15 protein-coding genes and 4 pseudogenes are annotated in these 23,739 nt (G+C 59.3%); 16 read left to right on the top strand and 3 right to left on the bottom strand.

Features of this window, described 5'->3' with window-relative positions; genetic code table 11:
- Positions 1–456 precede the first annotated feature (456 nt).
- From ACVWZM_RS22970 to ACVWZM_RS22925, 10 genes are all read left to right on the top strand, one after another.
- A complete protein-coding gene (locus tag ACVWZM_RS22970; protein ID WP_456854982.1) occupies positions 457–1,194 on the top strand; it encodes an HD-GYP domain-containing protein in 738 nt (245 codons plus the stop codon).
- A complete protein-coding gene (locus ACVWZM_RS22965; RefSeq protein ID WP_456854980.1) occupies positions 1,133–1,264 on the top strand; it encodes an HD domain-containing phosphohydrolase in 132 nt (43 codons plus the stop codon). Before ACVWZM_RS22970 ends, ACVWZM_RS22965 begins: the two co-directional genes overlap by 62 nt.
- A 329-nt stretch (positions 1,265–1,593) precedes the next feature.
- Complete coding sequence (locus ACVWZM_RS22960) at positions 1,594–1,800, top strand: hypothetical protein (protein WP_456854978.1); 207 nt, start codon at positions 1,594–1,596, stop codon at positions 1,798–1,800.
- 516 nt (positions 1,801–2,316) lie between these two features.
- Positions 2,317–2,478, top strand: a complete 162-nt coding sequence (locus tag ACVWZM_RS22955; protein ID WP_456854976.1) for a hypothetical protein — start codon at positions 2,317–2,319, stop codon at positions 2,476–2,478.
- A 2,416-nt stretch (positions 2,479–4,894) separates the two neighbouring features.
- Entirely contained in the window at positions 4,895–5,218 is a 324-nt protein-coding gene (locus ACVWZM_RS22950) for a hypothetical protein (protein WP_456854974.1), read from the top strand.
- Positions 5,219–5,462: 244 nt separating this feature from the next.
- Complete coding sequence (locus ACVWZM_RS22945; protein WP_456854972.1) at positions 5,463–6,866, top strand: sensor domain-containing diguanylate cyclase; 1,404 nt, start codon at positions 5,463–5,465, stop codon at positions 6,864–6,866.
- Positions 6,867–7,652: 786 nt separating this feature from the next.
- Positions 7,653–9,137: a putative bifunctional diguanylate cyclase/phosphodiesterase gene (locus ACVWZM_RS22940; protein WP_456854970.1), complete on the top strand. Its 1,485-nt coding sequence runs from the start codon at positions 7,653–7,655 to the stop codon at positions 9,135–9,137.
- Positions 9,138–10,402: 1,265 nt separating this feature from the next.
- Positions 10,403–11,608: an HlyD family secretion protein gene (locus ACVWZM_RS22935; protein WP_456854968.1), complete on the top strand. Its 1,206-nt coding sequence runs from the start codon at positions 10,403–10,405 to the stop codon at positions 11,606–11,608.
- Positions 11,608–13,578: a glycosyltransferase gene (locus tag ACVWZM_RS22930; protein ID WP_456854966.1), complete on the top strand. Its 1,971-nt coding sequence runs from the start codon at positions 11,608–11,610 to the stop codon at positions 13,576–13,578. The genes ACVWZM_RS22935 and ACVWZM_RS22930 overlap by 1 nt, the downstream gene beginning before the upstream one ends.
- A gap of 10 nt (positions 13,579–13,588) precedes the next feature.
- The gene (locus ACVWZM_RS22925) at positions 13,589–14,701 is read left to right on the top strand and encodes a cache domain-containing protein (RefSeq protein ID WP_456854964.1); all 1,113 of its coding nucleotides are present in this window, start codon (positions 13,589–13,591) and stop codon (positions 14,699–14,701) included.
- A 1,436-nt stretch (positions 14,702–16,137) separates the two neighbouring features.
- On the opposite strand, the pseudogene ACVWZM_RS22920 reads toward ACVWZM_RS22925, so the two are convergent.
- Both ACVWZM_RS22920 and ACVWZM_RS22915 read right to left on the bottom strand, forming a co-directional pair.
- Positions 16,138–16,857: pseudogene (locus ACVWZM_RS22920) on the bottom strand (IS21 family transposase); the annotation flags it as partial.
- Between the two features lie 291 nt (positions 16,858–17,148).
- Positions 17,149–17,265 (bottom strand): annotated as a pseudogene (locus tag ACVWZM_RS22915) (transposase zinc-binding domain-containing protein); the annotation flags it as partial.
- Positions 17,266–17,433: 168 nt separating this feature from the next.
- Between ACVWZM_RS22915 and ACVWZM_RS22910 the strand changes: the two are divergent.
- From ACVWZM_RS22910 to ACVWZM_RS22885, 6 genes and pseudogenes are all read left to right on the top strand, one after another.
- Positions 17,434–18,276: a hypothetical protein gene (locus ACVWZM_RS22910; RefSeq protein WP_456854962.1), complete on the top strand. Its 843-nt coding sequence runs from the start codon at positions 17,434–17,436 to the stop codon at positions 18,274–18,276.
- A gap of 1 nt (position 18,277) precedes the next feature.
- Positions 18,278–18,718, top strand: coding sequence for a tyrosine-type recombinase/integrase (locus ACVWZM_RS22905; RefSeq protein WP_456854960.1), 441 nt, complete (start codon positions 18,278–18,280; stop codon positions 18,716–18,718).
- Positions 18,718–19,263, top strand: a pseudogene (locus tag ACVWZM_RS22900) (tyrosine-type recombinase/integrase); the annotation flags it as partial. The gene ACVWZM_RS22905 and the pseudogene ACVWZM_RS22900, both read left to right, overlap by 1 nt.
- Positions 19,264–19,486: 223 nt before the next feature.
- Positions 19,487–19,621 carry a hypothetical protein gene (locus ACVWZM_RS22895; protein ID WP_256575959.1) on the top strand — a complete coding sequence of 45 codons (135 nt, stop codon included), beginning with the start codon at positions 19,487–19,489 and terminating at the stop codon, positions 19,619–19,621.
- Positions 19,618–20,607 carry a tyrosine-type recombinase/integrase gene (locus ACVWZM_RS22890; RefSeq protein WP_456856751.1) on the top strand — a complete coding sequence of 330 codons (990 nt, stop codon included), beginning with the start codon at positions 19,618–19,620 and terminating at the stop codon, positions 20,605–20,607. Before ACVWZM_RS22895 ends, ACVWZM_RS22890 begins: the two co-directional genes overlap by 4 nt.
- A 104-nt stretch (positions 20,608–20,711) precedes the next feature.
- A pseudogene (locus tag ACVWZM_RS22885) lies at positions 20,712–21,662 on the top strand (IS91 family transposase); the annotation flags it as partial.
- Positions 21,663–22,023: 361 nt separating this feature from the next.
- Here ACVWZM_RS22885 and ACVWZM_RS22880 read toward each other — a convergent pair.
- Complete coding sequence (locus ACVWZM_RS22880; RefSeq protein ID WP_456854958.1) at positions 22,024–23,334, bottom strand: NEL-type E3 ubiquitin ligase domain-containing protein; 1,311 nt, start codon at positions 23,332–23,334, stop codon at positions 22,024–22,026.
- Positions 23,335–23,739 lie beyond the last annotated feature (405 nt).

Below are 23,739 nucleotides of genomic sequence, written 5' to 3'. Positions count from 1 at the left end.
GCATGTCATCCACCAGCGGCGAACCCGGCTCGACCGTGCGCTCAGATCTAAACGTTTGTATGTATTGGATAGATGCCTCAGGTCAATTGGGAATATCCGCAGCCAAGGACAACTGCTGCGCAACACGCCAGCCGCTGCGATAACCGTTTAAGTAAAAGTAATTCCTTGATCGCTGATGCGCACCGAACTTAGTCGCAAGAGCCGCAACCAGGCTATCTGATTGCAACTCAACCGACTGCGTTCCCAACCAGCGTTCGAAATTGACGTCGAAGATCCGCCGTGCAACTCGCTAGGCGCGAGGGCCAGCCGCGACCGGACTCGGCAGGAAGGTGCGGATTCTGGATGGAAGAACACCGACAGAGCCTTTCCGATCTCCGTTCACGTTGTCGCTGATAGCCGTGCCAAGCTTGGCGCCATTTCCGGTATCTGGTCCACGAACACAGCGTTACGGCCGAATTGCTCGGCAACGGAGCTGCCGTTCCCGCCGCCAACGAAGCGGTGGTTGTTAACGTCGATTTGCGCGTCGTCGAGAACATTGAAACCCTGAAGGGCATGCTGGCGATCATGTTGCGCGCGCCCAAGCGTGTCTTTGTTGTTGACCAACCCACACGGCTCGCGACGGTCCAAGCCTATGCGCTTGGCGCAACACACGTACTTGTGAGTCCAATCAAGCCGAAGCAACTCCTTGAGAAGCTCTCCACCCGAAATGCTCTGCCTGGCGATCCAACCAAGGTACTTTTGGGCGGCGAAAAGATCGCTTCTGAAGGAGCTGATTGTCTTTCAGCGATGTTTCGAGCTGCCGCGGGCGGCCTTACGATCGACGTGGCGGAGACACGTCGCGCCGGCAATGCGATAGCCGACTACGTCACCGAGCACGGTCTTGCGAAATGGCTGACGGTCGTTCGTCGTTACCACGAAGGTACGTATCAGCACTGCCTTCTGGTGACGGGCATTGCAGTGGGCTTTGGCTTAGATCTTGGCATGGTCAGGCAAGACATTGATCGCCTGCATGCTGCGGCGATCTTCCACGATATCGGAAAAGCAACGATACCACTTGCGGTGCTCGGCAAGCCCGGCAAACTCGACGACCGCGAGCTCCCTGATCGAAACCCATCCCGCGGCTGGGTACGAGATGCTCTTGGGAACCGCCGAGGTCTCGCAGGAAATCCTCGATGCGGTACGGCATCACCATGAATATCTCGACGGCAGCGGCTATCCGGACCGTCTCTCCGCCGAGAATATTCCGACATTGTCCGCATCCTGACGATTTCCGATATCTTTGCGGCGTTGATCGAGCACCGACCGTATCGGGCGACCATGTCTCGCGATACCGCTTACGAGGTCCTGGTCGGCATGAAGGGCAAACTGGAGAGCTCGCTGGCTGATGCGTTCCGGCATGTCGCGCTCAGCAGATGACTCCCGACTTCTCTCAACACTCGCGATGCCACGAGCGCGATTTGAACACGGGAACTTGATGGGGACGAAATCGGAATTCGATCACGAATGCCAAGCAGATTTCGCCGACTTGCGGTGGGCGCGAGTGCCGGCTCAACGCCGGATACTCTCGCACGATCGATGTCCGCGAGGCGGTTTATGACCGGAGATCAGGCCAGGCGATTGAAGCCAGGTGACTACGTTTGCTGGCAAGGTACTCCTGATGTGGACCTTGGCGTCGTCAGCAGCGTGGGTCGCTTTGGCGTTGTCATCCGGTGGGCGAACGGTCAACAAACCTCGCCGCTCTTCAATGACATGCGGCTGGTGAGCCAGACAGACCTCAATGGCCGCGTCAATCAAGGATAATGCTCAAAACGCGAGATAATAAGGTCCGCCGCGCACGGCCCACACCGGGCCCCGAGGATACTGGTTCGCTGGCTCCGTTGATAATGTGCTTGGTCGCATCGGTCGACCAATTTCGGAGATACAGTTGAGAATCCGATCTCCGCGACGTCGACCTTCGCGGTGGTCGGCCTGTGTCGCAAGCCGTTTCGGTTCGAAGTAGCCATTCTGCAAAGCAGCTCCCAAACTTTAGTTCGGTCGCGACCTGCCATGTCTGGTTCGACACCTTAATGTCGCAAGTCCGACCCACGCGAGCACGATCTTTATGAGCTTCGTGCTAAGCCTATGTTTTCCTTTCCGCTCGAATACGGCCTCGCTTCACTTGCGATGGCACACCGCTTGCTGAACGAGCGAGGTGATCCGGTTCGTGCTGTCATTCCAGCTCGCAATCGCGAACCAACGCTCAGATAGGCCAGCCCAGAGCCAAGGTGACGACGACCGGCCGCAGAAACTTAACGCATCAGAATTGAGAGGAACGTCATGGCTACCACGATCACAATTAACGTGCAGAACGACAGCCCCTCGCTTCAGAACTTCTTCTTCTTCCAGCAGCCGGCGGTCTACACGGGCGGGCCTGAAGTCTATACCAACAGCTTATACGCGCAGGCGCTGTTGCCCTACGAGACGTCCGAGCGATCCTAACGTTTTCTCTGGTTCTGCAAGATTACGCCGGCGTCTAACAACAAGTAACACCGCCGACTGTCGGAAAACCGTCGGGGCAACTCGCAGCCACGCAGCCGATCACCGTGACCCCTGCAGCCGGCGGGACACCGACGAGAAACACCACGACTATGTCGGTCACTCCATCGCTCGGGCTTTCGCCGCCGGTATCAACGGCTGGTCCGCAGGCTGGATCTTTCCGAATCATCACGCCGATCTACAACCCGACCTTGGAAAACTACAATGCCGGATCGGCGCTACGGACGCTGACTGGTGGCGTCACATTATCCAACTTCGTGACAGCCCAGCCTAACAACAATCTGGACTGCCAACCCATTCGCATCTTTTACGTCCAGACCGGCATCTACACGGCGGGCACGGTGATGAACTTTACCGCGTCGTCAGCCACCGCCGCCGTCTGCGTCGCGACCCCAGGATACTCGTCCTTCAGCGTAGTGTATAATGCCAATGGTACATGGACGGTCAAACCATTTGCTCTTTCGCGGGGCCGATGGCCACGGCAGACTCGTTCCAGGCGTGACTGCTACAAACGCAGAGCTTCTCAACGAAGCCGGCACAGCTACGATCTCCACCGGGTATGTTGCGGACAATAATTTCAGCCCACCCATCCTTGTGCAGAATCTCAGCAATGCTGCCGCGATAAAACTGCTTGGGGACTATCAAGTCGGCCCCATCGGTGGACCGAAGCTAGGAACGACGTGCATCGAAAAACAGGGAAATTCAGCGACTTTCGCGCCCTAACCCCTGTGACGGGTTGCCGCGAAGAGAGGGATCCTCGGCATAAGTGCCCCACCAGGCACTTACTCGTCCTTAAACTCCAGACTCCTCGCTCTTTGAGCTGAATTGCCCGGCATCTCCTTCCCGGGCATTGAAGTTGCGATGATGTACGAGCATCACCATCGAGCAGTCGAGAGTACGCCGATGTCAAACACATATTGGTTCTCGTGGTGTTCATTCCCTTTCTTTGCGCCACTTAGCGGAGCCATGAGCCAGGACATCGATAACGTCCGCACAGTCTCAGAAAGCGAAAAGAAGAACCGTTTATATCCGCGGCAGCTCAGTCATCTCGGACTTTGGCGGCGAGCGGCCGACACCGATCGTCAACTCTTGGATATCGCCGAGCTGCAGCAAATGGTTACCGGGCGCGACGCACCGCGTCAGCGTCCGGGTGCACACTACGAGCCCCGCCGGCCCGACCCGCGCTTTCTCCGCGGCGGCGCACGCAGGAGCGGTCAAGGACGCGCGCATTGCGCACTCGCAAGGGCTTGTCCCTGACGGCTCCGAGCACGCTACGATGCTGAGGCGCGTTCGAGCGGGCTCTGCAGCGTGCCGAACATGGCGCGTACCGCCCTGGGCCATGAATGTTCGCGGTGGCGCATACCAAGCTCCAGCGCCTGGCGCTGCTTAAACTCGCGGCATAAGCCGAGAGACGTCGGGAATGTGGTGAGGTCAAACGGAGGGTTGTGGGCAATCGGTCAGGAACTGGGATTCGAAGAATCACCAGGTAGATGAGTGCCGGCGAACGCGCGTAGCCGAATTGGATCCAATCCACGCATTCCGTAAGGGCCCGCTACGTGTCGAGGTCGCATCACGAGGCGGGACACACGTCAGCCCCCGACCACATGCATGGGCCGAAGTTATATCTTGCTTGCGTTTCACTGGGGCGTCCGCCCGCAAATCGGGGAACCGTCGCGGCCAAACTTTCGGTCTGCTTGAGGAAGTCGCCGCTGCAGCCAAGGAGCAACACTTGTCCGATCAAATGGTTCTGCGAGGAGCCGCCTGCGTCGGTGAATCCAGGCGGGAAAAGAAAGAAGCGGAGCAGACGACGTTCTCGGGCATGTAGCGTTGGAATATCGTTCGGTGGTACGTGATAAGGGCCCGTGCAAAGAGTGTTCGGGCAGCATGACTCCGGACGACGCCATGTAAGATCATAAGCAGCAACTGCGCCGCGTTGATAAGGAATAATCAAATCAAAGTCATGCCAGCAGAGCTTCGCAGCACGCAAAGAACCGATTGGAGGCCCTCCTCGAGTATGGAAGGGAAGAATAATCATGTCGGGTTGCTGACGTCGCCCTCTTCAACCAGGTAGGGGCGATCAACACAAAAATTCATGTGCTGCCGGTGCCTGTGCCGAACTTTTATACCAACATTTCAGGGCGACCAGCTTGCCCAGTGCCAACTAAGCGGGGATGCCGGATTTCGGCAACATTGCGCGATTGGGCGCGCTTACAACGAAGCTGCGCCGCATTTTCTCTAGCAGGTTCTGAATATTAGCCGCCTACAAGATTTGGCAGGTCCTAGCTCAATTCGCTTTTGTATATAGTTGAACTCTCTCACGCATTTCGGCGCGGGGACCACGGCAGATTACGGAGGTCACATGGCACAAAAGAAACTCGTCAATCAAAGTGGGCTGACACTTACGGTGTTGCTCATCACGCGCATCGGCTCAGAGCCGAACCAGTCCGGACCAATCGTCGCAGCGGCGCTACCAGTGGGTGCGAAGCAAACGATTGAGTACGGTAATGCGCAGAATCCATTTCTCAATGGGCTTGTGATCTCCTCATCGTCCGATGGCGCGTTTTCGAATGGGTCTCAGATCGTGACGACTCGAGGCAGCAGCTGGGATAACATACTGAACACGCACGATACGCTTACCTTTAGCGGAGCGGGTGGACTGAACGTGGTGGGTTCGAACACATAACCCGTCACGGCGCCAGCGCCGCGACGGAAATTGGCCGCTCGTAGATGATAAGTTGATGCGGGCGCTCCGCCGTACCGCTCAAGGGGGGGGCAGCTGATGGACCAAAAAGGTGAAGCTCATGACCTCTGCGCTCGTCAGCTTGGGCGGAGACGAATCAGTGATGCCTTCACCTTGTAAAGCGAGACAAAGCCCCGAAGTACATGAAAGGACCTCGTGGAGTCATCTTGGAATGACGGTATAGCATATGAGTACCAATCTCGCAGTGCATGGTCCGCCCAAAACGTTGCGGCTGGTCACAGAGGCCTATACGAGCCTGCTCATCATCGGCTTCGCCCTGCTGCCCACTCAGTTCATCGCTTATCTTTATTTCCAGCAAGATCCCGCGCTGAAGTTTGAGGATCACCTCTTCCACGAGTTCGCCATCGCCGTCGCCACCCTCGAGGGGCTGTTCGTCACATATGTGACCTGGCGTTGCTACCGGTCTTCAGGCGAGCCTCTGTTGCGTTGGCTGACGCTTGGTTTTCTGGCGTTCGCGCTGATCTATTCGCTACACGGTGCCTTCACCGGGATGGCACACCACAATATTTGGCTGTTTCTGCTCTATGGGCCGGCTTCGCGTCTAGCAATGTCGATTTTGCTCTTGGTCGGGCTGCTCAGCTACAATCAGCCGTCAGACGAGTTCGAGAAGCGTTCGGGCGCGCGCGCATGGTTGATGTGGATTGGCCTGTTCCTAGCTGCGGACATCGGTGTCGCACTGATCGCCTATTCCTCGTATGCGGGGCACCCAGCGGTCCGCTTGTCCATGGAGGGCGGCGCATTGCTATTCAGTGTGTTGAATGTCTTGGTCATGCTCATGCGACGGATTCACTCGCCGCTGATGCTTGTTTTTGGCGTTTCCGTCGCGTGGTTCGCGCTATCGTCGCTCGCATTCATTCTAGCGGCGCCATGGAATCATATGTGGTGGCTGGCCCACGCGATCTTTGCTGGCGGGTTCTTTTTGCTCAGCTACGGAGTTGTCCGGGCTTTCCGAACGACGCAATCGTTCGCGACCATCTATAGCCAGGAAGAAATGACGGCCCGCCTAGCTCAATCGATGGCCGATACTCAAAAGGCGCTCCAGCAAGTGCAGCTGAGCAATCAAAGGTTGGAGCGACTTGCCGCCACCGATCCGCTGACTGGTGCCGGGAATCGGCGCCACTTCATCGAGCATATCGGCGCCGAGATCGCGCGGGCCAAGCGGACCGGTGCCCCATTGTCTCTGTTATCGCTCGATCTGGACCATTTCAAGGATATCAATGACTCGCGCGGCCACAGCGTCGGCGATGAAGTCCTGCGCATATTCGTACGAAAGTGTCTGGAGGCGATTCGGCCTTACGACTCCATCGCGCGCGTGGGTGGCGAAGAATTCATGGTGTTGCTTCCGGGGGCGACGCTCGATGCGGCTAGCGCGGTAGCCGAGCGCGTTCGGTCCGCGATCGAGCGCACTGCATTCGACGTCGGAGCCGAACCGCCGGTTGGCGTCACTATCAGTGTTGGAGTGTCGGAGTTCGGGCGCGATGGCGACACGCTCGACCAATTCTTGAACGTCGCCGACCAGCGGCTCTATCGCGCAAAATTTGAAGGTCGCAACCGTGTTGTAGTCGCTTAGGTTATCGTGGACCGTACACTTCGTCTCAATCCGCCTTGGCCCTACGCCGGTTCTCGCTGTCATTTCTCCGAGAAAGAGCCACGCCCCCACTAACAAGCATTCGGTCATGGTCTAGCAATTGAAATGTTTGCAGGTGAGTTCGCGCCGCAACAAGTTGCGGCCACTAGCTGCCGGGAGCTGCCATGTCATTGCTTCTCAACGGCGCTCGATCGCCTTCGCTTCGTCGACCGCTCAGTTGCCGATCACCTCACGCTGCGAAGGTCAGCGTCCCGGGTGCGGGCCCGCAGTCATCGATCGGCTCGCCAGGCAATTGGGAGGAGGTCCGGCTCCGAAGCACTACTGGCAGAAACCCAGTCGCACTGATCGCTGTCGCACGTGAACTGGTGTTCGCCCATGCGTTCTCCTCCAGGTGTTCAAGGTCTCGAAGCGGCATATCGAGGACGTAACTTGTTACTTTGGCCGCGTTAACAACGTGCGCACTTCCTGGTCCCTTGAGCACGACTTTGCCGGGAGGCCTTCGCGCCGCCGATATCGCATCACAGCTCGCGATGACGTAATTGAAGCTCGGCACTCGACGCCCAACATCTGGTCCGGTCAAGATTCTTGCTGCGGGCGAGAACCTCACTGGGCCGTGCATCAGGTTTGACAAAGATGAGATTGTCGACACCACGATCGGGCCTATTGCGCTTCGTTTGGCGTAGTTCTGCCACGAGGGATTTCATTGCTCTCTTCAGCGGCCTCGTTCTCGCTTCAGTCTTAGCGCACCTCTATGGGCTTGGCCCTCGCTTGATCCGGTTGGGGCTGGGCTTAGAGTCGGCACTCGACGACATCGTATTCACCATATTCGTTGCGTTCTTACTCAGCGTCTCGCTAACAATCTTTAGTGTTCGGCGTTATCGACAACTCGTCCGCGAAACTGAAGCACGAATCATTGCAGAAGGAGAAGCCTGCGATTTTGGGCGACACGATCCGTTGACCGGCTTGCCGAACCGCCGCTTGTTCGATGAGGAACTTGATCTGTGCCTTGGCTTCGCCACCGACACGCATCAAGTCGCCATTCTGATGCTTGGCCTCGACGGCTTCAAGCGAATCAAGGACGCGCACGGCCACGCAGCGGGGGACAAGGCACTCGGCGAATTTGCCAAGAGGCTTGCCGACATCTTGCGCAAGGACGGCGTCCTAGCGAGGATTGGAGGCGATGAATTCGGGATCGTCCTGCCAAACATTAGCTCCCTAGAAGATCCCGCCAATCTGGCGCGCCGTATCGTAGCGTCCGCCGCCGACACTTTCGCGATTGAGACTGGCGCAGCCGAGCTTGGTGTTGGAATTGGCATCGCGATCGCTCCGCTTGACGGCATCAATCGCCACGAATTGGTCAGGAGCGCAGAACGCGCGCTTTATCGCGCGCAAGGCGAAGGCAGATCGCGCGTTCGCTTTTTCGAGCCAGACATGGACGCGCATCTCGAGCGGCGCGTTCAAATCGAGCGCGAGCTTCGTAGCGCTGTCGCGGCGGACATTATCGAGCCGCACTATCAGCCGCTGGTTTCACTCGCAAATAATCGCATTATCGGGTTCGAGGCCTTGGCGCGTTGGGAAAACAGGACGTTTGGGAATATCCCGGCCGACGTGTTTATTCCGATTGCAGAAGAAACGGGTCTCATCAACGCACTTGGAGATCAGCTTCTTCGCCGCGCCTGTCTTGACGCAAATGCGTGGCCGAAGACGTTTTCGCTTGCCTTCAACATTTCGCCTGTTCAATTGCGGGATTGCGCGCTTCGGGAGCGCATTCTAGCAGCTCTTGCGCAAACCGGTTTCAGTCCATGCCGCCTCGAGATTGAAATTACCGAGAGCGCGTTCGTGGAGAAAACCGGCGTTGCGAAGGCCGTGATCGACGAACTTCGTCAAGCCGGCATCCGCGTCGCGCTCGATGATTTCGGAACAGGTTATGCTACGCTCAGCCAGCTGCTTTCGTTTCGTCTTGACAAGATCAAGATCGACCGCAGCTTTGTGTCGGATCTCGACAATAGTACCGACAGCCGGGTGATCGTTCGTGCTATACTTAACCTTGCTAAGGGATTTGGTTTGACGACGACGGCCGAGGGGATCGAAGACGAAGGCCAGTTGGTCTATCTGGCGGCTAATGGTTGTACAGAAGGACAAGGCTATCTATTCAGTGGTGCCGTTCCAGCCGCGGGTATTCCCGCGCTGCTTGATCGAGAGGCCGGCCGCAGAGCGGTTACTGATGATGGAGCAGGAAGTCTGCTTGCCTGAGTCGACGTGCCGAGTTCTTGAGGAGCGTCCGCCGTATGTGGGCTGCGAAGAAGTCACGCTTGTCCCCAGAACACCTCGAACCTGCTCGGGGGGCTTAATCAGAAAGGGGGCGTTAGATTCTCGACGCTGCATTGCATACAGCATCCGAAATTGCATTGTTGCTAAGGGTAAGCGCATTCTCTTGGGCAGGCGGCAGCTTTTGAGAAATCACATCGGCCCGATCGTTGGGCGGGTGGCTCACCTTTTTCAACAACTCGCGTGAACGCGCAGGGACTCCGCGAGCGGTCCTATTTCCTCAGGCCGCACGAGCGGCCAAGCCTGATCTTCGACCAACTCTCTTCGCCCCGGCGGTGTGCAGATGCGCAATGGTGGAGGACTACGGTCAGACATCTGTCGTTCGGACATCGTCTAACGCGCCCGATACCCCTCCGATTGAAGTGCCGGAGCTCAATGTTCCAGTCTGGTTCCTGACCGCGCCAAGCACTGTCGTACGCGCACCCGCTTAACACACTGCCATTGGCACCCGGTTGTGCGCAGGCGGAACCCTCCCGACGGGGCCATCGATATTCAGTGACGCCCGCGAGGCCGTATCACTCAATACCAAACGAACTAGTAGACAAGGCTCCCAATGCGAAACCTAATCTGACTTGCGGTCTCGCGGGAGGACATGACGTAGACTGTCCGATTTCTGACATGCTGTCGGTCTGGTCCGCTTACTCAGAAATTTAGTTTACTGATCAAGCCCTCGCAATTGGCACAAGGTTTGAAGGAAAGGGGCATCGGCCGCAGTCGCTCGCGGAGACCGAGGCTGCAACACCGCGTCTTCGGCTATGGCCATTTCTTTGCAATGATACGAGCTACCACATGGAGTCGGTCTCAATTGCACGTCACAAGACCTGCCCTCAATGTGGCTCCGCGTTGGTCCACCTTGAGTGGCGTGAACGCATCGGTGCGCGGGAGGTCCAATATCTTTGGCACTGCTGGAACTGCAGGAACGAATTCGTCACCCTTGTCCCTTCTGACGAGAAGGATCCCCCCGCCGCTGAGATCACGAAGCTCTTTTTTACCAGCCTCCTAGTCTGATCAATGACGCCTGAGCCGTTAACACTCGTATCCGAGCGGCACTTGGCTTGGGAATCCAGAGCGGGGGCGGAGGGTCGCTTAGAGGAGAACGTTTCGACCTCAAGCTGGTCAGTCTATGTTTGCGCCGGGTTGGCAATACGTCTGTGCGACCTTCCCATCATAGACGTAGTTGGAATGTCCTGATGAAGCTCCTACGTGCAATCGTCGGCTTGGCCATGTTGGCTGTGGGATTGTACGTTGTTATCGGTGAGCACTTCGCTGGAACATCGGCGGATGCGACGCTCAATGCTCGACTCTACATCGTTCGCGCCCCAATCGAAGGAAAGGTAACACTTGCTGTAAAGAACATCGGTGCGCGCATTGGTCCCGGAGAGCTCATAGCAGAAATCAACGACCAACGCTTTGATACCGCCAGGTTACTCGAGCTCGATCGCGATCGCGCAAACCAGCAAATTGAGCTCAACCGCCTCCTTGGCCAGCGAGAGGCCTTGTCGGCATCCAGGTCTCGCTTCGATGCTCAAGCTACTGAATACCAGCGTGGCAGGGTTCGGCAGATCGAGGCCCGAATTGCTGAAACCAAAGCAGCTCAAGACGCTGCGGCCGCGCGCCTTCGTCAAGCTGACGCAGAATTCAAGCGAGCAAACGAACTGAGCACGCGTGGTGTACAGACGGCGGCGAATCTGGATCGCGCTCGCGCAACTTACGACGTCGCGCAACAAGAACTGGAGAGTGCGCAGCAGCGAGTAAATTACCTAGAGACGGAACTCACGTCCGCTCGCGACGGCGTCTTCATCGGGGAGTCGTATAACGACGCTCCCTCCTCGGCTCAACGTATCAGAGAGCTCCAGCAGCGACTGGCCGAACTAAATGTCGACAACGAACAGGTGAAAGCGCGTATTGTCCAGCTCGATCGGCAAATCGATGCCGAGCGTCTTCGTGTCAATAGTCTGAGCTTCGCTACGCTTAATGCCACCGTCGTTGGTCTAGTCTGGGACATATTAATAGACGATGGCCAATATGCGCGGCGCGGCCAGGATCTTGTCAAGGTCGTCGACTGCAATACGCTTATCGTCACCGCGGGCGTCAGCGAATCTCTATACGATAGTCTTTCGGTGGGAACGGCCGTCCAATTTCGGTTGTTTGGAGATGATCGCATTTTCAATGGGACCATAACCCGCCTTGGGGGATCCGGTGCAGCTTCACTCTACACCAATCTTGCGGTGGGTCCGAGTGCACAACATCTCCAGCGCTTTGATGTCACCGTGACTATTTCAGACCTCGCAACAGAGCCAGATCTCAGCTGCGCAATTGGGCGTACTGGACGCGTTATCTTCACAAGTGGCCCAATCGCTCAATTCCGTCGGTTTTTTACGCGGTACGGATTCTGATGCTTCTGCTGTCACCAATCGCTGCTGCCTTCGCAGGCGCCGCTTTCATAGTTGGCCTCTGCTTTACTGTCTTTCCGTTGCTTAATCCGATGAAGTGGTATTGGCGCACTCTCGTCCTAGGGACGGCTGCTTTACTGTCTTGGCGTTATACGACTTGGCGCTTCAGCGAAACGCTGGCGCCGCTCGACTGGACTGCTGACGCGTTGTTCAGTTGGGGATTCGCCGTGCTCGAAGCTCTGACCGTGCTGTCGTCTACCATCGCATTTTTTATATTGTCGCGGGTGAAAGACCGGACGGCCGAAGCAGACCAGTACTCCGAATGGTGGCTGCCGGGAGAAGCGCCGCACGTTGATGTCTTCATCACGACTTACAACGAGCCCTCGGAAGTACTCGAGCGCACGATCGTTGGTGCGACGGAAATCCGCTATCCACGCCTTCGGATTTTCGTTCTCGACGACGGTGCCAGAAACTGGGTGCGGCAACTTTGCGAACTGCACGAAATCGGATACCTCGCTCGCGCGAATAAAGAGCACGCTAAGGCAGGGAACATCAACCATGCACTTCGCGCGCGCGCTCGAGATCCCGCACCGCCAGCCTTTGTTGCTGTACTTGATGCCGATTTCGTTCCCCATGCGGACTTCATCGAGCGGACGCTAGCGTTGTTTCACGAGCCAAGCGTGGCGCTCGTGCAAACCCCGCAGCACTTCTTCAATCCCGACCCGATCCAACACAACCTGGGAATAAGCACCGCATATCCGGATGAGCAACGTCATTTCTTTGACAACGTTGAGCCGGCGCGGGATGCTTGGGGCATCGCCATCTGCTGCGGAACCTCATCCGTAATGCGGGTCCAGGCCGTCGAGCAGATTGGCTGGATTCCGACACAAAGCGTAACCGAGGACTTCCTGCTCACGCTTAAGCTCGCGGAAAACGGCTGGCAAACAGTGTACCTTAACGAGCCCTTAAGTGAAGGCTTGGCTCCCGAAGGGCTGAAAGAATATATCACTCAGCGTGGACGGTGGTGCCTTGGTTTGATGCAGATCGTCCGCAACTCCTATAGCCCCTTTGGCATGCGCAGCCTTGGTCTGATGCATCGAATCGGCATCGTTGATTCCTTGCTCTACTGGATCAGTACCTTTCCCTTCCGGCTTGCCAGCCTGATTCTCCCTCTCTTGTACTGGTGGTTCGGCATCACCATCGTGAACGCGTCATTGGTGGACATCATCAAATATTACGTACCGTATTACCTGATGGTTCTGATGTCCCTGAACTGGCTTTCAAAGGGGTTGTTTGTCCCGCTTCTCAACGATACGGCTCAGCTGATTGCGGCCTGGCCCATCAGCCAGGCGGCGGCTCTCGGATTGCTGACCGGAGGATCGCATAAATTCTCGGTGACGGCCAAAGGCGGCGACCGAACCAAAGTAGTTGTTCAATGGACTTTGATGCGACCATTTTTACTCCTGCTCGGACTGACGATCGGCGGCCTGATCGTGCCACTGAACTCCGATTTCGTTTTCAATACGTCCGCGACAGCCGGGGACGGCACGGCTGTCGTGATGTTCTGGACGGTTTACAACATTCTGGTGTTGCTCGTGGCAGTCGTGGTGTGCATCGAACGACCGCGATACGATCGACCTCAGCGCCAGATCCCAGAACCGATCACCCTGGTGATCCAAGGTGAGAAGCACCGCGGATGGCTTCTTAATCTGGGCCGAGGGGGCGCGCGAATCAGTGGTCCGTCCGGACTATCCACCGGAGCAGCAGGGAAGCTCAACCTGCCTGGAATTGGCGGAGTAGACGCGCATGTTGCTGCGACAACGCGTGACGGCTATCGATTAAAGTTCTCTCCAACTCCCGCGCAAAGGGCGAAACTTATCAAGAAGCTTCATACCGAATCCGTCATGCCAGGAGCCGATCGAGGGAACATCTGGCAAATGATCCGGGAGTTGGCGCGAGCTCTAACGAGGTGAGGAGCGCGAGATGCCTAAAAGACCGAGCCTGCTTTCCTTGGTGTTCTGTGGAGGCGCCTTGCTCATATTGGTCCCTGCGATGGTGACCGCAACGATCTACACGGCTTTGCTACAGCAGCGGGGAGAACAGCTGCAATTCGACGCGTTGAGGATTCGCGGCGAATTAAGCTCTGCGCTGTTGGCGCGCCGGCTCTATGGCGTCTGGATGGATGTAGCTCGGTCCGCTCAGCTCATTGACCTAACGGATCTTAAAAATGCGCGAGGACACATAGACTTCTTGAGTCGCCTTGATGCGCGGTACACTTGGCTCGGCGTGGCGGATCTCGAAGGGACCATTCTTGTGGCTAAAGACGGCATGCTTGAAGGAGTGAGCGTTGCACAGCGACCCTGGTTTAGGCGGGGCCTTGTTTCGCCGACGGCTATCGATGTCCATGCTGCTCAACTATTGGCCACTCAGTTGCCCGCAGCTCGTGAGCCATATCGGTTTATCGACCTGGCCGCGCCGTTGCACCACGCCGGCTCCGTTGCCGGAGTCATCGGCGCTCATCTTGACTGGAAATGGGTCGCAGAAGGCATGGACTCGTTACAGGTACCCGGCATTGACGTGCTGCTGCTTTCGGGTGATCGAACCATCCTATTTGGTCCGCCGGATCTCATCAACAAGCCGCTTAACATCGGCTCCGCGCTTGCGGCTAGCCGCGTCACGACTGCGTCTCTACGCGAGCGCTGGCCTAATGGTAGGGACTACTTCACGGTGATCGTTCCGACGATCGGCTTCGCGAACCTTCCAAGCTTTGGCTGGTCTCTTCTGGTTCGGCAGAGTGCCGACGAGGCGCTTGCGTCCACCCGTGATTTGATACGATCGTTCTGGATTAGCTTCGGTGCTTGCGCCGCTGCCACACTGGCGCTGCTCTTAGGTGCGGCGCAGTGGCTGAGGACGCCTATCGGCCGGCTCTCAAATACAGCGGAAGCCCTCGTACACGACGCGTCCGCGCGCCCGCCATACCCGGAAACACGATTTAATGAAGCGGCGAGGCTCAGTGACGCTCTAGCTCGAATTCAGTCGAAGCTGATGGGCCACTCGGGTCACAATTGGACCCAATCACTGGATGGAGACGACTAACTAAATGACGAGAGACTGTTCTGATAAATCGAAGTTTTGTATCGAAAAAGGATTCTGGTTCATCGCAGCCACCGGTATCATAGACGAAACAGAACTCCGATCGACAAGGGGCGGAGAATAAACGCTAAGGGATATCCGGCGTCACATCCGCTTACTTCGGCCGGATGGTACGGTCTCTATACCACCGATTGGAGGAGAGGCATACGATCCGGTGAAGGCCGCCTTGCTGGGTGAGGCGTGTTATTGAGAACTATCCTGATGGACATGGGTGGACACCCCATTATGGCTGGCAGAGCATAAATTAGCAGGATGGGTTGGACTGTCATTAAGGTGGTGATCCACGCCCTATTGCGCTTGGGGTGTTGGCGGTGCTGGTGCCATGGGCCACGCTCGCTATCGTCGCAACGCCGCGCGCATTCCTATTTCATACTGGCACGGAGTGGCAAGCTTCGTCGCCCGATACATAGCGACGCTCGTGATGATCGTAATCGTGGCCCCCATCGCCGCCGTAGGCTCGATGATGGCGGCCCGGCTCATCGCGTGGCGAAAGCTGAGTCGATTTGACACTGAAGCCTGCGAGCCCCGATGCTTGCCAAGAACTGCGGTCATCCAGTATGCTGCAACGGATGCGTAGTCTGGGCGCATTCATAGCTCGATGAGGCCACGCTCGGCAGCAATGCGGCGAGTGCTGACTTCAAGGTAGAGATCCGCACGGGTCGCTTGCTCACGAGCCCGAGGGCTTTGCCGTTGGAGCCGTGACCTACGCCATTCCTCCACGCGACGAAGTCGTCCAAGGACCGCCGGCTCCACTACAACACAGAGCCGCTTCTTCCTAGTCACTTCGGCTGCTCGCAATGCTCAACTGCCCGTTCGACGCCGGGATGTTGCAAACTGTGGGCTTAGAGCTCGGAGAGCTCATCGTTATGCACAAAGACGAGATTGATCCGATTAATGCGCGACATCGACGTCATTAGCGGCATGTCCGATCCCGTTCAACCACGTCGGATTGACGACATGCATGTCCGAAATCCCACAAGCGGTTAGCTGGCGTGCTCTGATAGCGCGCCGCTTCTTCCCCTCGTCTTTCTCGAGTGATCTGGCACGTGGGCTGCTGAGCCTAGTATGGCTTGGTCACCTATCGAATGACCCTCGTGAGGGCCAAATCTTGTTAGCGGCGCCACGGTGTGCTGGCGATCCAGCAGCCGTCCGTATGCTTTCGGGGCGCGTTGGCCTTAGCCGCTGTACCTTAGTTGCTCGCTGTTTGTATCGACTCCTGCACAGCGACCGTGTGGCACACGAATTGCTGAGAGGCTTACGGCTCGGTTGTTTTATCCTCACGCAACCCCAGACAGCCAAGCTTGACGATCCAACTTAGCGCGGATGGATCCTCCCGATCCCCGCGCGCTTTTTTTGTATCGGTAGGTCGCGGTTCGCAATGCCGCCTCGGGCCGGAAGCGGTCGCGCAGCGCGGCAAGATCGGGTAACTGTCCGGCGTCCAGATCCATCGCGATCGCCTCGGCGAGCTCTGCTTCGCAGGCGCGCTCGTGAGCCAGCGCCAGAAGCTCGACCGTCACCTTGCAGGCGCGCCGGTCATCACCATGCTCCCGCAAGGTCTCGAACAGACGTTTGTAAGCTGCACGCGGGAAGAGTTGGTCGCGATAAACGAGATTGAGGAGCGCCATCGGCTTGCGCCGCAGGGCATGGATGACGTGCCGGTGATCCACGACATGACCGCCCTGGCTCTCGGACACAGGCCGACCGCGCCGAAGCGTCACGACCGGTGTGACGCCAAGGAAGCATTCGAGCTGGTCGTCGAAGATGCGCACACGCAGGCGATGGCCGATCAATCTTGAAGGTACGGTGTAGAACTCGCGCCGCAGGATGAAGCCGCCTGACGACGTCACCGGGATCACTTTCTCCTCGAAGTCGGTCGTGCGGCCTTTTGGCAGCGGCGCCAATGCCTCCTTCTCGAGCGCGATCGGCTTGGCGAGGTTGGCGTTGCGCCGGCCGACAATCTCGTCGACAAAAGCCCGGTACGCATCGAGACTGGCGAAGTCGCGCGTCCCCCGCAGCAACAGCGCATCTTCCAGTGCCCGCTTGAGATGGCCGTGCGCGCTCTCGATCGAGCCGTTCTCATGTGCGATGCCCGCATTGTTGGCTCTAGCCGCGCGCTCGGTCGTGCGTGCGACCTCATAGAAGCCGGATTGAACGAAGCTGCGGAGTTGTGGGCGCTATGGGAGTAGTGCCGCGGATGCGGCTGCTGGGAAGGCGCGCCTGTGGTCGCCGCGCGTCGGCGACGCATTCATCGGATGTGAAGGGCCCAATTGATCGGGCCAAGGGCGCGATCCAGCGAGCGGTTTGCTACGCTGGAACGCGTGGCCGAACGATTGGCGGGGTGTTTGGTGACGAACGCGGCCACGGCGACATCGAACGTCACCGGCGGGGGCCGGCATGGTGAAGACGACGTGGAAATACGGTACGGGAAGGAGATCAGCTTGCCGTTCGGCGAGCCATTGCGCGCGCGCCGCGCCCTGGCACTTCGGGCAATGCCGGTTGCGGCAGCTAATGGGCGTCACCCATTACCTGCCTTATGGGCAAAGCCGGTAATGGGGAGCTGCCAATCGCGATCACCGTATTTTCCTGTGTATTGCCGCTCTCGAGCTCTCCATACAAGTCGCCCGTGCGGCCCCGTTGGGTCGGCCACTGATGGCCGGTCACATACGGAGACGGACATGTTGGAGACGTACTTCTCGGCAGCGAAGATGCTGGGGCATCTGCGCAGTGGGCCGAGCGGGCCTTACCTTGACGGGTTTGCAGCGGTGCTGGAGCGGCAGGGCTATGACCCCGAGACAGCGGTACGCTATTTGCGAGCGGCGGCTCACATCGGCCATGTTATGGCCGAGCAAGGCGCGGGCCTGGCGGACGTTGATCTCGCCGCGTTCGGCGAGCACCTGCGCACTTGCCGGTGTCCACGCGCCAAAGGCGGCCGGCGCAACCACCACACCATCTACGGTGCCAGGCTCTTTCGTCGGCACCTCGTCGAGCTCGGCCTTTGCCGGTCCGCGGCCGTGGGGGCAGCACCTGCCGAGCCGCAGCTGGTCGCCGACTTCAAGACGTGGCTGCGCAAGCATCGCGGCGCATCCGATGCCACCGTCAGGCTCTACGCCCGCGACGCCGCGGGCCTGATGATGGAGCTTCGATCTGACCCGGCCGGCTGGAGGCCGAACGATGTCCGCAGTTACTTCCTGCAGCGGGCGAGCAATAGCGGGAGTGGCACGATCGAGAAGATGACGACGAGCCTGCGGGCCTTCCTGCGGTATCTCGCAGTCGCCGGCCGTTGCCAGGCAGGTCTCGACGGCGCCGTTCCAGCCTACGCTCATTGGCAGCTTGCCGACATGCCCCGGTATCTGTCGACCGAGCAGGTCGACCGGCTGATCGCTGCCTGTGACGGCGACGTCGGTGCGCGCCGGCGTGATCGTGCGATCGTACTTTTGTTGGTGCGCCTCGGCCTACCATCCGCATATCCACTGCGTCGTGCCGGGCGATGGACCCTCGCTCGACGGCAGGGCCGGTGACGTGGCGCAACTGCGTCTCGCGGGTATCGAGTGGCAAACGGGATCGCTGCGGGTCTGCGGCAAGTCGCGCTACGAGGTCCGGCTGCCGCTACCGCAAGACGTCGGGGATGCGATCGCCGCTTACCTCGAATGCCGGCCGTCTACCCGCCGGAACGATCTCTTGTTCCTGCGCACGATCGCGCCGTGCCGGCCATTCCGACGAGGCGACGGCATCTCGTCGGTGGTCAAGCGTATCATGAAGCGGGCCGACATCGTGGCGCCGGTCAAAGGGGCCCACGCTCTGCGGCACACCGCGGCGACCGAGATGCTGCGCCATGGCGTGCCGCTCGACAAGATCGGCCTCGTCCTTCGGCATCGCGGCATCGACACGACGGCCTATTACGCAAAGGCCGACGTCGCGCTGCTGAAGCAGGTTGCTCAGCCCTGGCCGGAGGCGCTCTGATGCTGGACGCCATCGAGACCTATCTCGCGCTCCGCCGCACCACGGGCTTCGCGATGTCGACCGCGGAGTACCTGCTGAAGAGCTTTGCCGCCTTTCCGGCCGAGCGCGGACAAACGTACGTCGAGACAAAAACAGCGATCGACTGGGCCGCGCTCGGACCATCCGTCGCGCAACGCGATGCACGGCTCAGAGCCGTCTGTCGCTTCGTACGCCATGTCCGGGTGGAGGACGTCGGGCACGAGCTGCCGCCGGCAAATCACTTCGGCGCCCGCAAGAAGCGTGGCACGCCGCACATCTACACGACAGACGAGATCAGTCGGCTGGTCGAAGCTGCGCTGCGGCTTCGGCCAACGCGCGGCTTGCGCCCGCACACGCAAGCGACCTTGATCGCGCTGCTCTCATCCACCGGGCTCAGGATCTCCGAAGCCCTGAAGCTGACGATCGCGGACGTGACCCGCGACGGTCTGCTGATCCGCGAGACCAAGTTCCGCAAGACGCGACTGGTGCCGCTGCACGACACGGCGGCCGCCGGCTTGCAGCGATACCTGGCACGTCGCGGGCCCGGCTCAGACGATGATCCGGTCTTCATCGACAAGCGCGTCGGCCGCTACGCTACATTGCCGTCAAGGAGACCTTCGACAGGCTGGTCGACAAGGCTGGCATCAGATCGACGTCGGCTCGCCGTCCTCGCCTGCACGATCTACGCACACGTTTGCGGTGCGCGCGCTGCAAGGCAGCCCTACCGGCCGAGGCCGGTGCGGGGCGCACATGGCGGCACTCGCGACCTACATGGGTCACGTCAACATCTATGCGACCTACTGGTATCTCGAGGCCACGCCCGACCTCTTGCGCGACGTCGCCATGGCCGGCGAAGCGTTCATGTCCGAAGGGAGGTCAGCATGACGCCGATCGCTCCCCTCATCGAGACGTTCCTGCGCGACACCCTCGCTTGCCAGCGGGGCGCCAGCCGGCACACGAGGGACTCCTATGCCTCGAGCTTCCAGCTGCTGTTCGTGTTCGCCGCCGACCGGCTCAAGGTCAAACCTTCGGCGCTGACGCTCGAACAGATCGATGCCGGGCTCGTCAGCGCCTTCCTTCAGCATCTTGAGGACGAGCGCAAAAACGCGGCCGTGACGCGCAACGTTCGCCTGGCGGCGATCAAGTCGTTCTTCCGCTTCCTCGAGTATCGGCAGCCGGCGGCGCTCGAGCAGATCCGCCGTGTACTGGCGATCCCGTTCAAGAAAACTGACACGCGCCTGGTGCCCTACCTTCTGCGCGAAGAGCTCCAAGCCGTGCTCGACGCTCCCGATCCGGCGACACGCGATGGCATCCGCGATCGCGCAATGCTGCACGTGGCCGTCTGCGCAGGGCTGCGCGTCTCCGAGCTGACGGGCCTCAAGGTCGATGACATCGACCTGCCTTCGATGAGCATCCGCGTGCTCGGCAAGGGACGCCGGGAGCGGACGCTGCCGTTGTGGAAGCCGGCGGCCGCTGCACTGCGTGCCTGGCTGGCCATCCGCGGGCAGGTCGCGACACCCGAGGTGTTCGTCAACGCCCGTGGTGAGCCGCTGAGCCGATGGGGCTTTGCCTATCTGCTCAGGCAGCACGCCGCGACTGCGGCTCGCAAGCAGCCCGGTCTCGCCAAGAAACGCGTCTCGCCCCACGTGCTCAGGCACACCTGCGCGATGGTCGTTCTGCAAGCGACCGGGGACATCCGGAAGGTGTCGCTGTGGCTGGGCCACGCTACGCTGACGACCACCGAGGTCTACACGCGCGGCGATCCAACCGAGAAGCTCGATGCGATGGAGGCGATCGTGCCGCCCCACCTGCGGCGCGGCGTCTTCCAGCCCACCGACCAGCTGATCGAACTCCTCAGGCGTACCTCATAATGGAGAGCGGGGTTGGCGGTGATTGGTGCAGGAGCGTGATCAAATTGCCGCCAGCTCCCCATTACCAGCTTTGCCCATAAGGCAGCTAATGGGCGTCACCCATTACCTGCCGCAACCGGCATTGCCCGAAGTGCCAGAGTACGGCAGCCCGCGAGTGGCTCAGCGCCCGCGCTGCCGACCTGTTGCCGGTCGAGCACTTCCATGTGGTGTTCACGCTGCCGGCGCCAGTGGCGGCGATCGCCTATCACAACAAGGCGACCGTCTACGCGATGCTGTTCGAGGCAGCGGCTGAGACTTTGAAGACGATTGCGGCCGACAAGCGGTACCTCGGCGCTGAGATCGGTGCGATCATGGTGCTGCACACCTGGGGCCAGACGCTGACCCATCACCCGCACGTCCACTGCATCGTGCCGGGCGGCGGGCTGTCGGCGCACGGCGATCGCTGGATCGCCTGCCGACCGGGCTTCTTTCTGCCGGTGCGCGTGCTGTCGCGTCTCTACCGCCGGCTGTTCCTGGAGAAGCTGAGGGCTGCTTATCATGCCGACAAGCTGCGTTTCTTCGGCAATCTGAAGCACCTCAGCGATCATTCAGCGTTCGATGCAGTCCTTACGTCGCTGCGCCGCATCGAATGGCTGGTCTACGCCAAGCGACTTTTCGCCGGCCCCAAGCAGGTTCTCGCCTATTTGGCTCGCTACACGCACCGCGTTGCCATCTCCAATCACCGGCTTCTCGCAGTCGATAATGACGGCGCCACCTTCTCTTGGCGCGACTATCGCGACGGAGCACGGATGACGTCGATGACGCTCGCGGCCGACGAGTTCATACGCCGGTTCTTGTTTCACGTCCTGCCCGATGGTTTCCAGCGCATCCGCCACTATGGATTTCTCGCTAACGGGCATCGCCGTGCCAAGCTCATGCTGATCCGTCGCTTGCTTGCGGCAACGCCGCCTTCGATTGCTGATCAGGCGCCCGAGCAGCAGCCTGCGTGCGCAGTCGCAGACACATCCGAACGACCGCCATGCCCCTGTTGCGGAAGCCGCATGGTCGTTATCGAGATCCTTCCCGGACCGTGCAGCGCTCGCTTCCGCCAAACAAGGCGGCCGTCAACGGCGTCAACGGAGGCGTACAATGCTCGGCGAGGACGCCGAACTGCTGTGGGAGGTCTATGTCGACATGGAGCCGGAAGACGGTTGCCTCTGGGTCTACGGGCCCGACGATCAGCAGATCCCCGCCTTCACTGACTTCGGCCTCGAAAGCCTGACCGACTTCATCCGCGAGCACAAAACCAATCGCGGCCGCGGCGAGAAGGGCGGCGAACAAAAGCCCGGGTCATGACCGGACATAACCGGGCCGGTTATGATCAGCTTGCCTCTTACGAATTTGCGGCATTCGGGACGCTATAGTCATGACCGCACATCAGCCGGACAGCGCAAGGCCATGGCGTTCAAGCACCCGCCTCGTCAGTTCCCCGCAGAGGTCGCGCTTAATCTCTTTAAAGACTTGGTTCCCGAGCTCTCGCGTGGCATCATCATCGCCAGCCAAGCCATACTCGGCCAGGCGGAGATCCAAACGCCTTGAAAACTCCTCTTCATCGGCGAGCCGTGCCTTCATCGCAGCATATTCTTCGGGGACGAGCCTCTCCAGCACCCTCTGCCATGGATCCCACAGCGTGACCAAGTAGTTCTCGAAGTCCCTCGCCTCCTGCTCACGCACTGATGCCGCGGCATCGGCAAGATCAGTTTCGGTGACGTAGGAGACCCCGAAATAGCGCATGTCCGGCGCGATGTGCTCGAACTCCAAAGCGTCGCGCAGTTTAACCTGGTAGGCCAGATAGACCTCGATCTCGTCGACCAAACGTAGCGAGCGGACCTTTTCGCGAGCGATCCGGTGTAACGCATCCAAGCGGAACTGGACACGGACGCGCTGCAGGATTTTGTTGAGCTCCCCGTCGAGCACTCCATTCTCGATCTCCGCATTTAAGCGCGCGGTCTGCATGCCATTCCAGGCCAAAGTGACGCGGTCTTGGCAGCTCCGGGTCGCATCGAACGCCAATTGGAAGTACTGCCGGCGCAAGGACGGGGACGTCTCCGCCTGCCGTATTCCCTCGCGTACTGACTGCCGGAACGTCTCATTGCCATAATTCACGGTGTCTCGCAGCTTGTCGAGGAAGCGTGCGTAGTCGGCGGCGTTCTCCTCGTTGGCGAAAGTTTCCCAGAGAGCCACTGCCTGCGGGTCACCCTCGAGCCAGTCCGCGACAACCGCGTCAAGAGGCCGCTCCGTAGCTTGCTCCACTCCTTCATTCATCGAGAAAAAGATCTGAGGTCCTTGATAACCCTCGGCGTAGACGGCTCTCTCCAGGTTCGTTCGCACCCGCTCGGACAGGGGATTTTGCTCCAGACCAACTAGGCACATTCGATTAATCTCCAGCAGATTCTCAGGCAGACTGCTCAGCATATTTCCGTCCGCATTGAGATACAGGAGACTGCGCCCGAGTGCGGGCAGGTTGATCAGCTGATTAAAACGGACATCCAGGTACGAGAGTCCAGCTGGCAGGGGGGGCAGGTGGGTCAGCTGATTGAAGCTGGCGTCAAGGTAGCGGAGCGCCGGTGGAAGGCTGGGCAGGCCGGTGAGATCATTATTAGAGACATGCAAGTGCTGGAGCCACGCCTGCAAGCCGGGCAATGAGGTCAGGGACAACGCTGAAAGGTTTAGGGACGCCTCGCTCAATCTCCTCTCGCAAGCTCTTATTCTGTGTACCGCCTCTAGCCGATGCTCAGCTTCGTTCAGTCTCTCTTCTGCCGCCCAGGCCTCAAGATCCTGGTCCTGCGAAGATCCACCAACAGCCGTGGCCTCGCGGTTCATCGGATCGTTGGCGGCAGGCCTCGGTAGCCTGGTTCTGAACCTAAGGCGCCGCATGAGCGCGCGGGTGACGCCCGATAGACGGTCTGCCCGGTGAACCGATTCGGAAGAACCGCTAGTAATGCGATCCCCCGGTTGGGAATGTCCTGGGTTCATCAACACCTCTCGTGTTGTCCTGACGGTACCGTCAAGTTAACGAATTGGAGCGGCCAAGGGGGTAGACGAGCGGCATGCCGACGGCCCGGGACTGAACCGCCCCGGGATTGCCGGAGG

It is taken from the genome of Bradyrhizobium sp. USDA 4501, from assembly GCF_054062115.1.
This window is presented reverse-complemented; position numbering and strand designations above follow the sequence as displayed.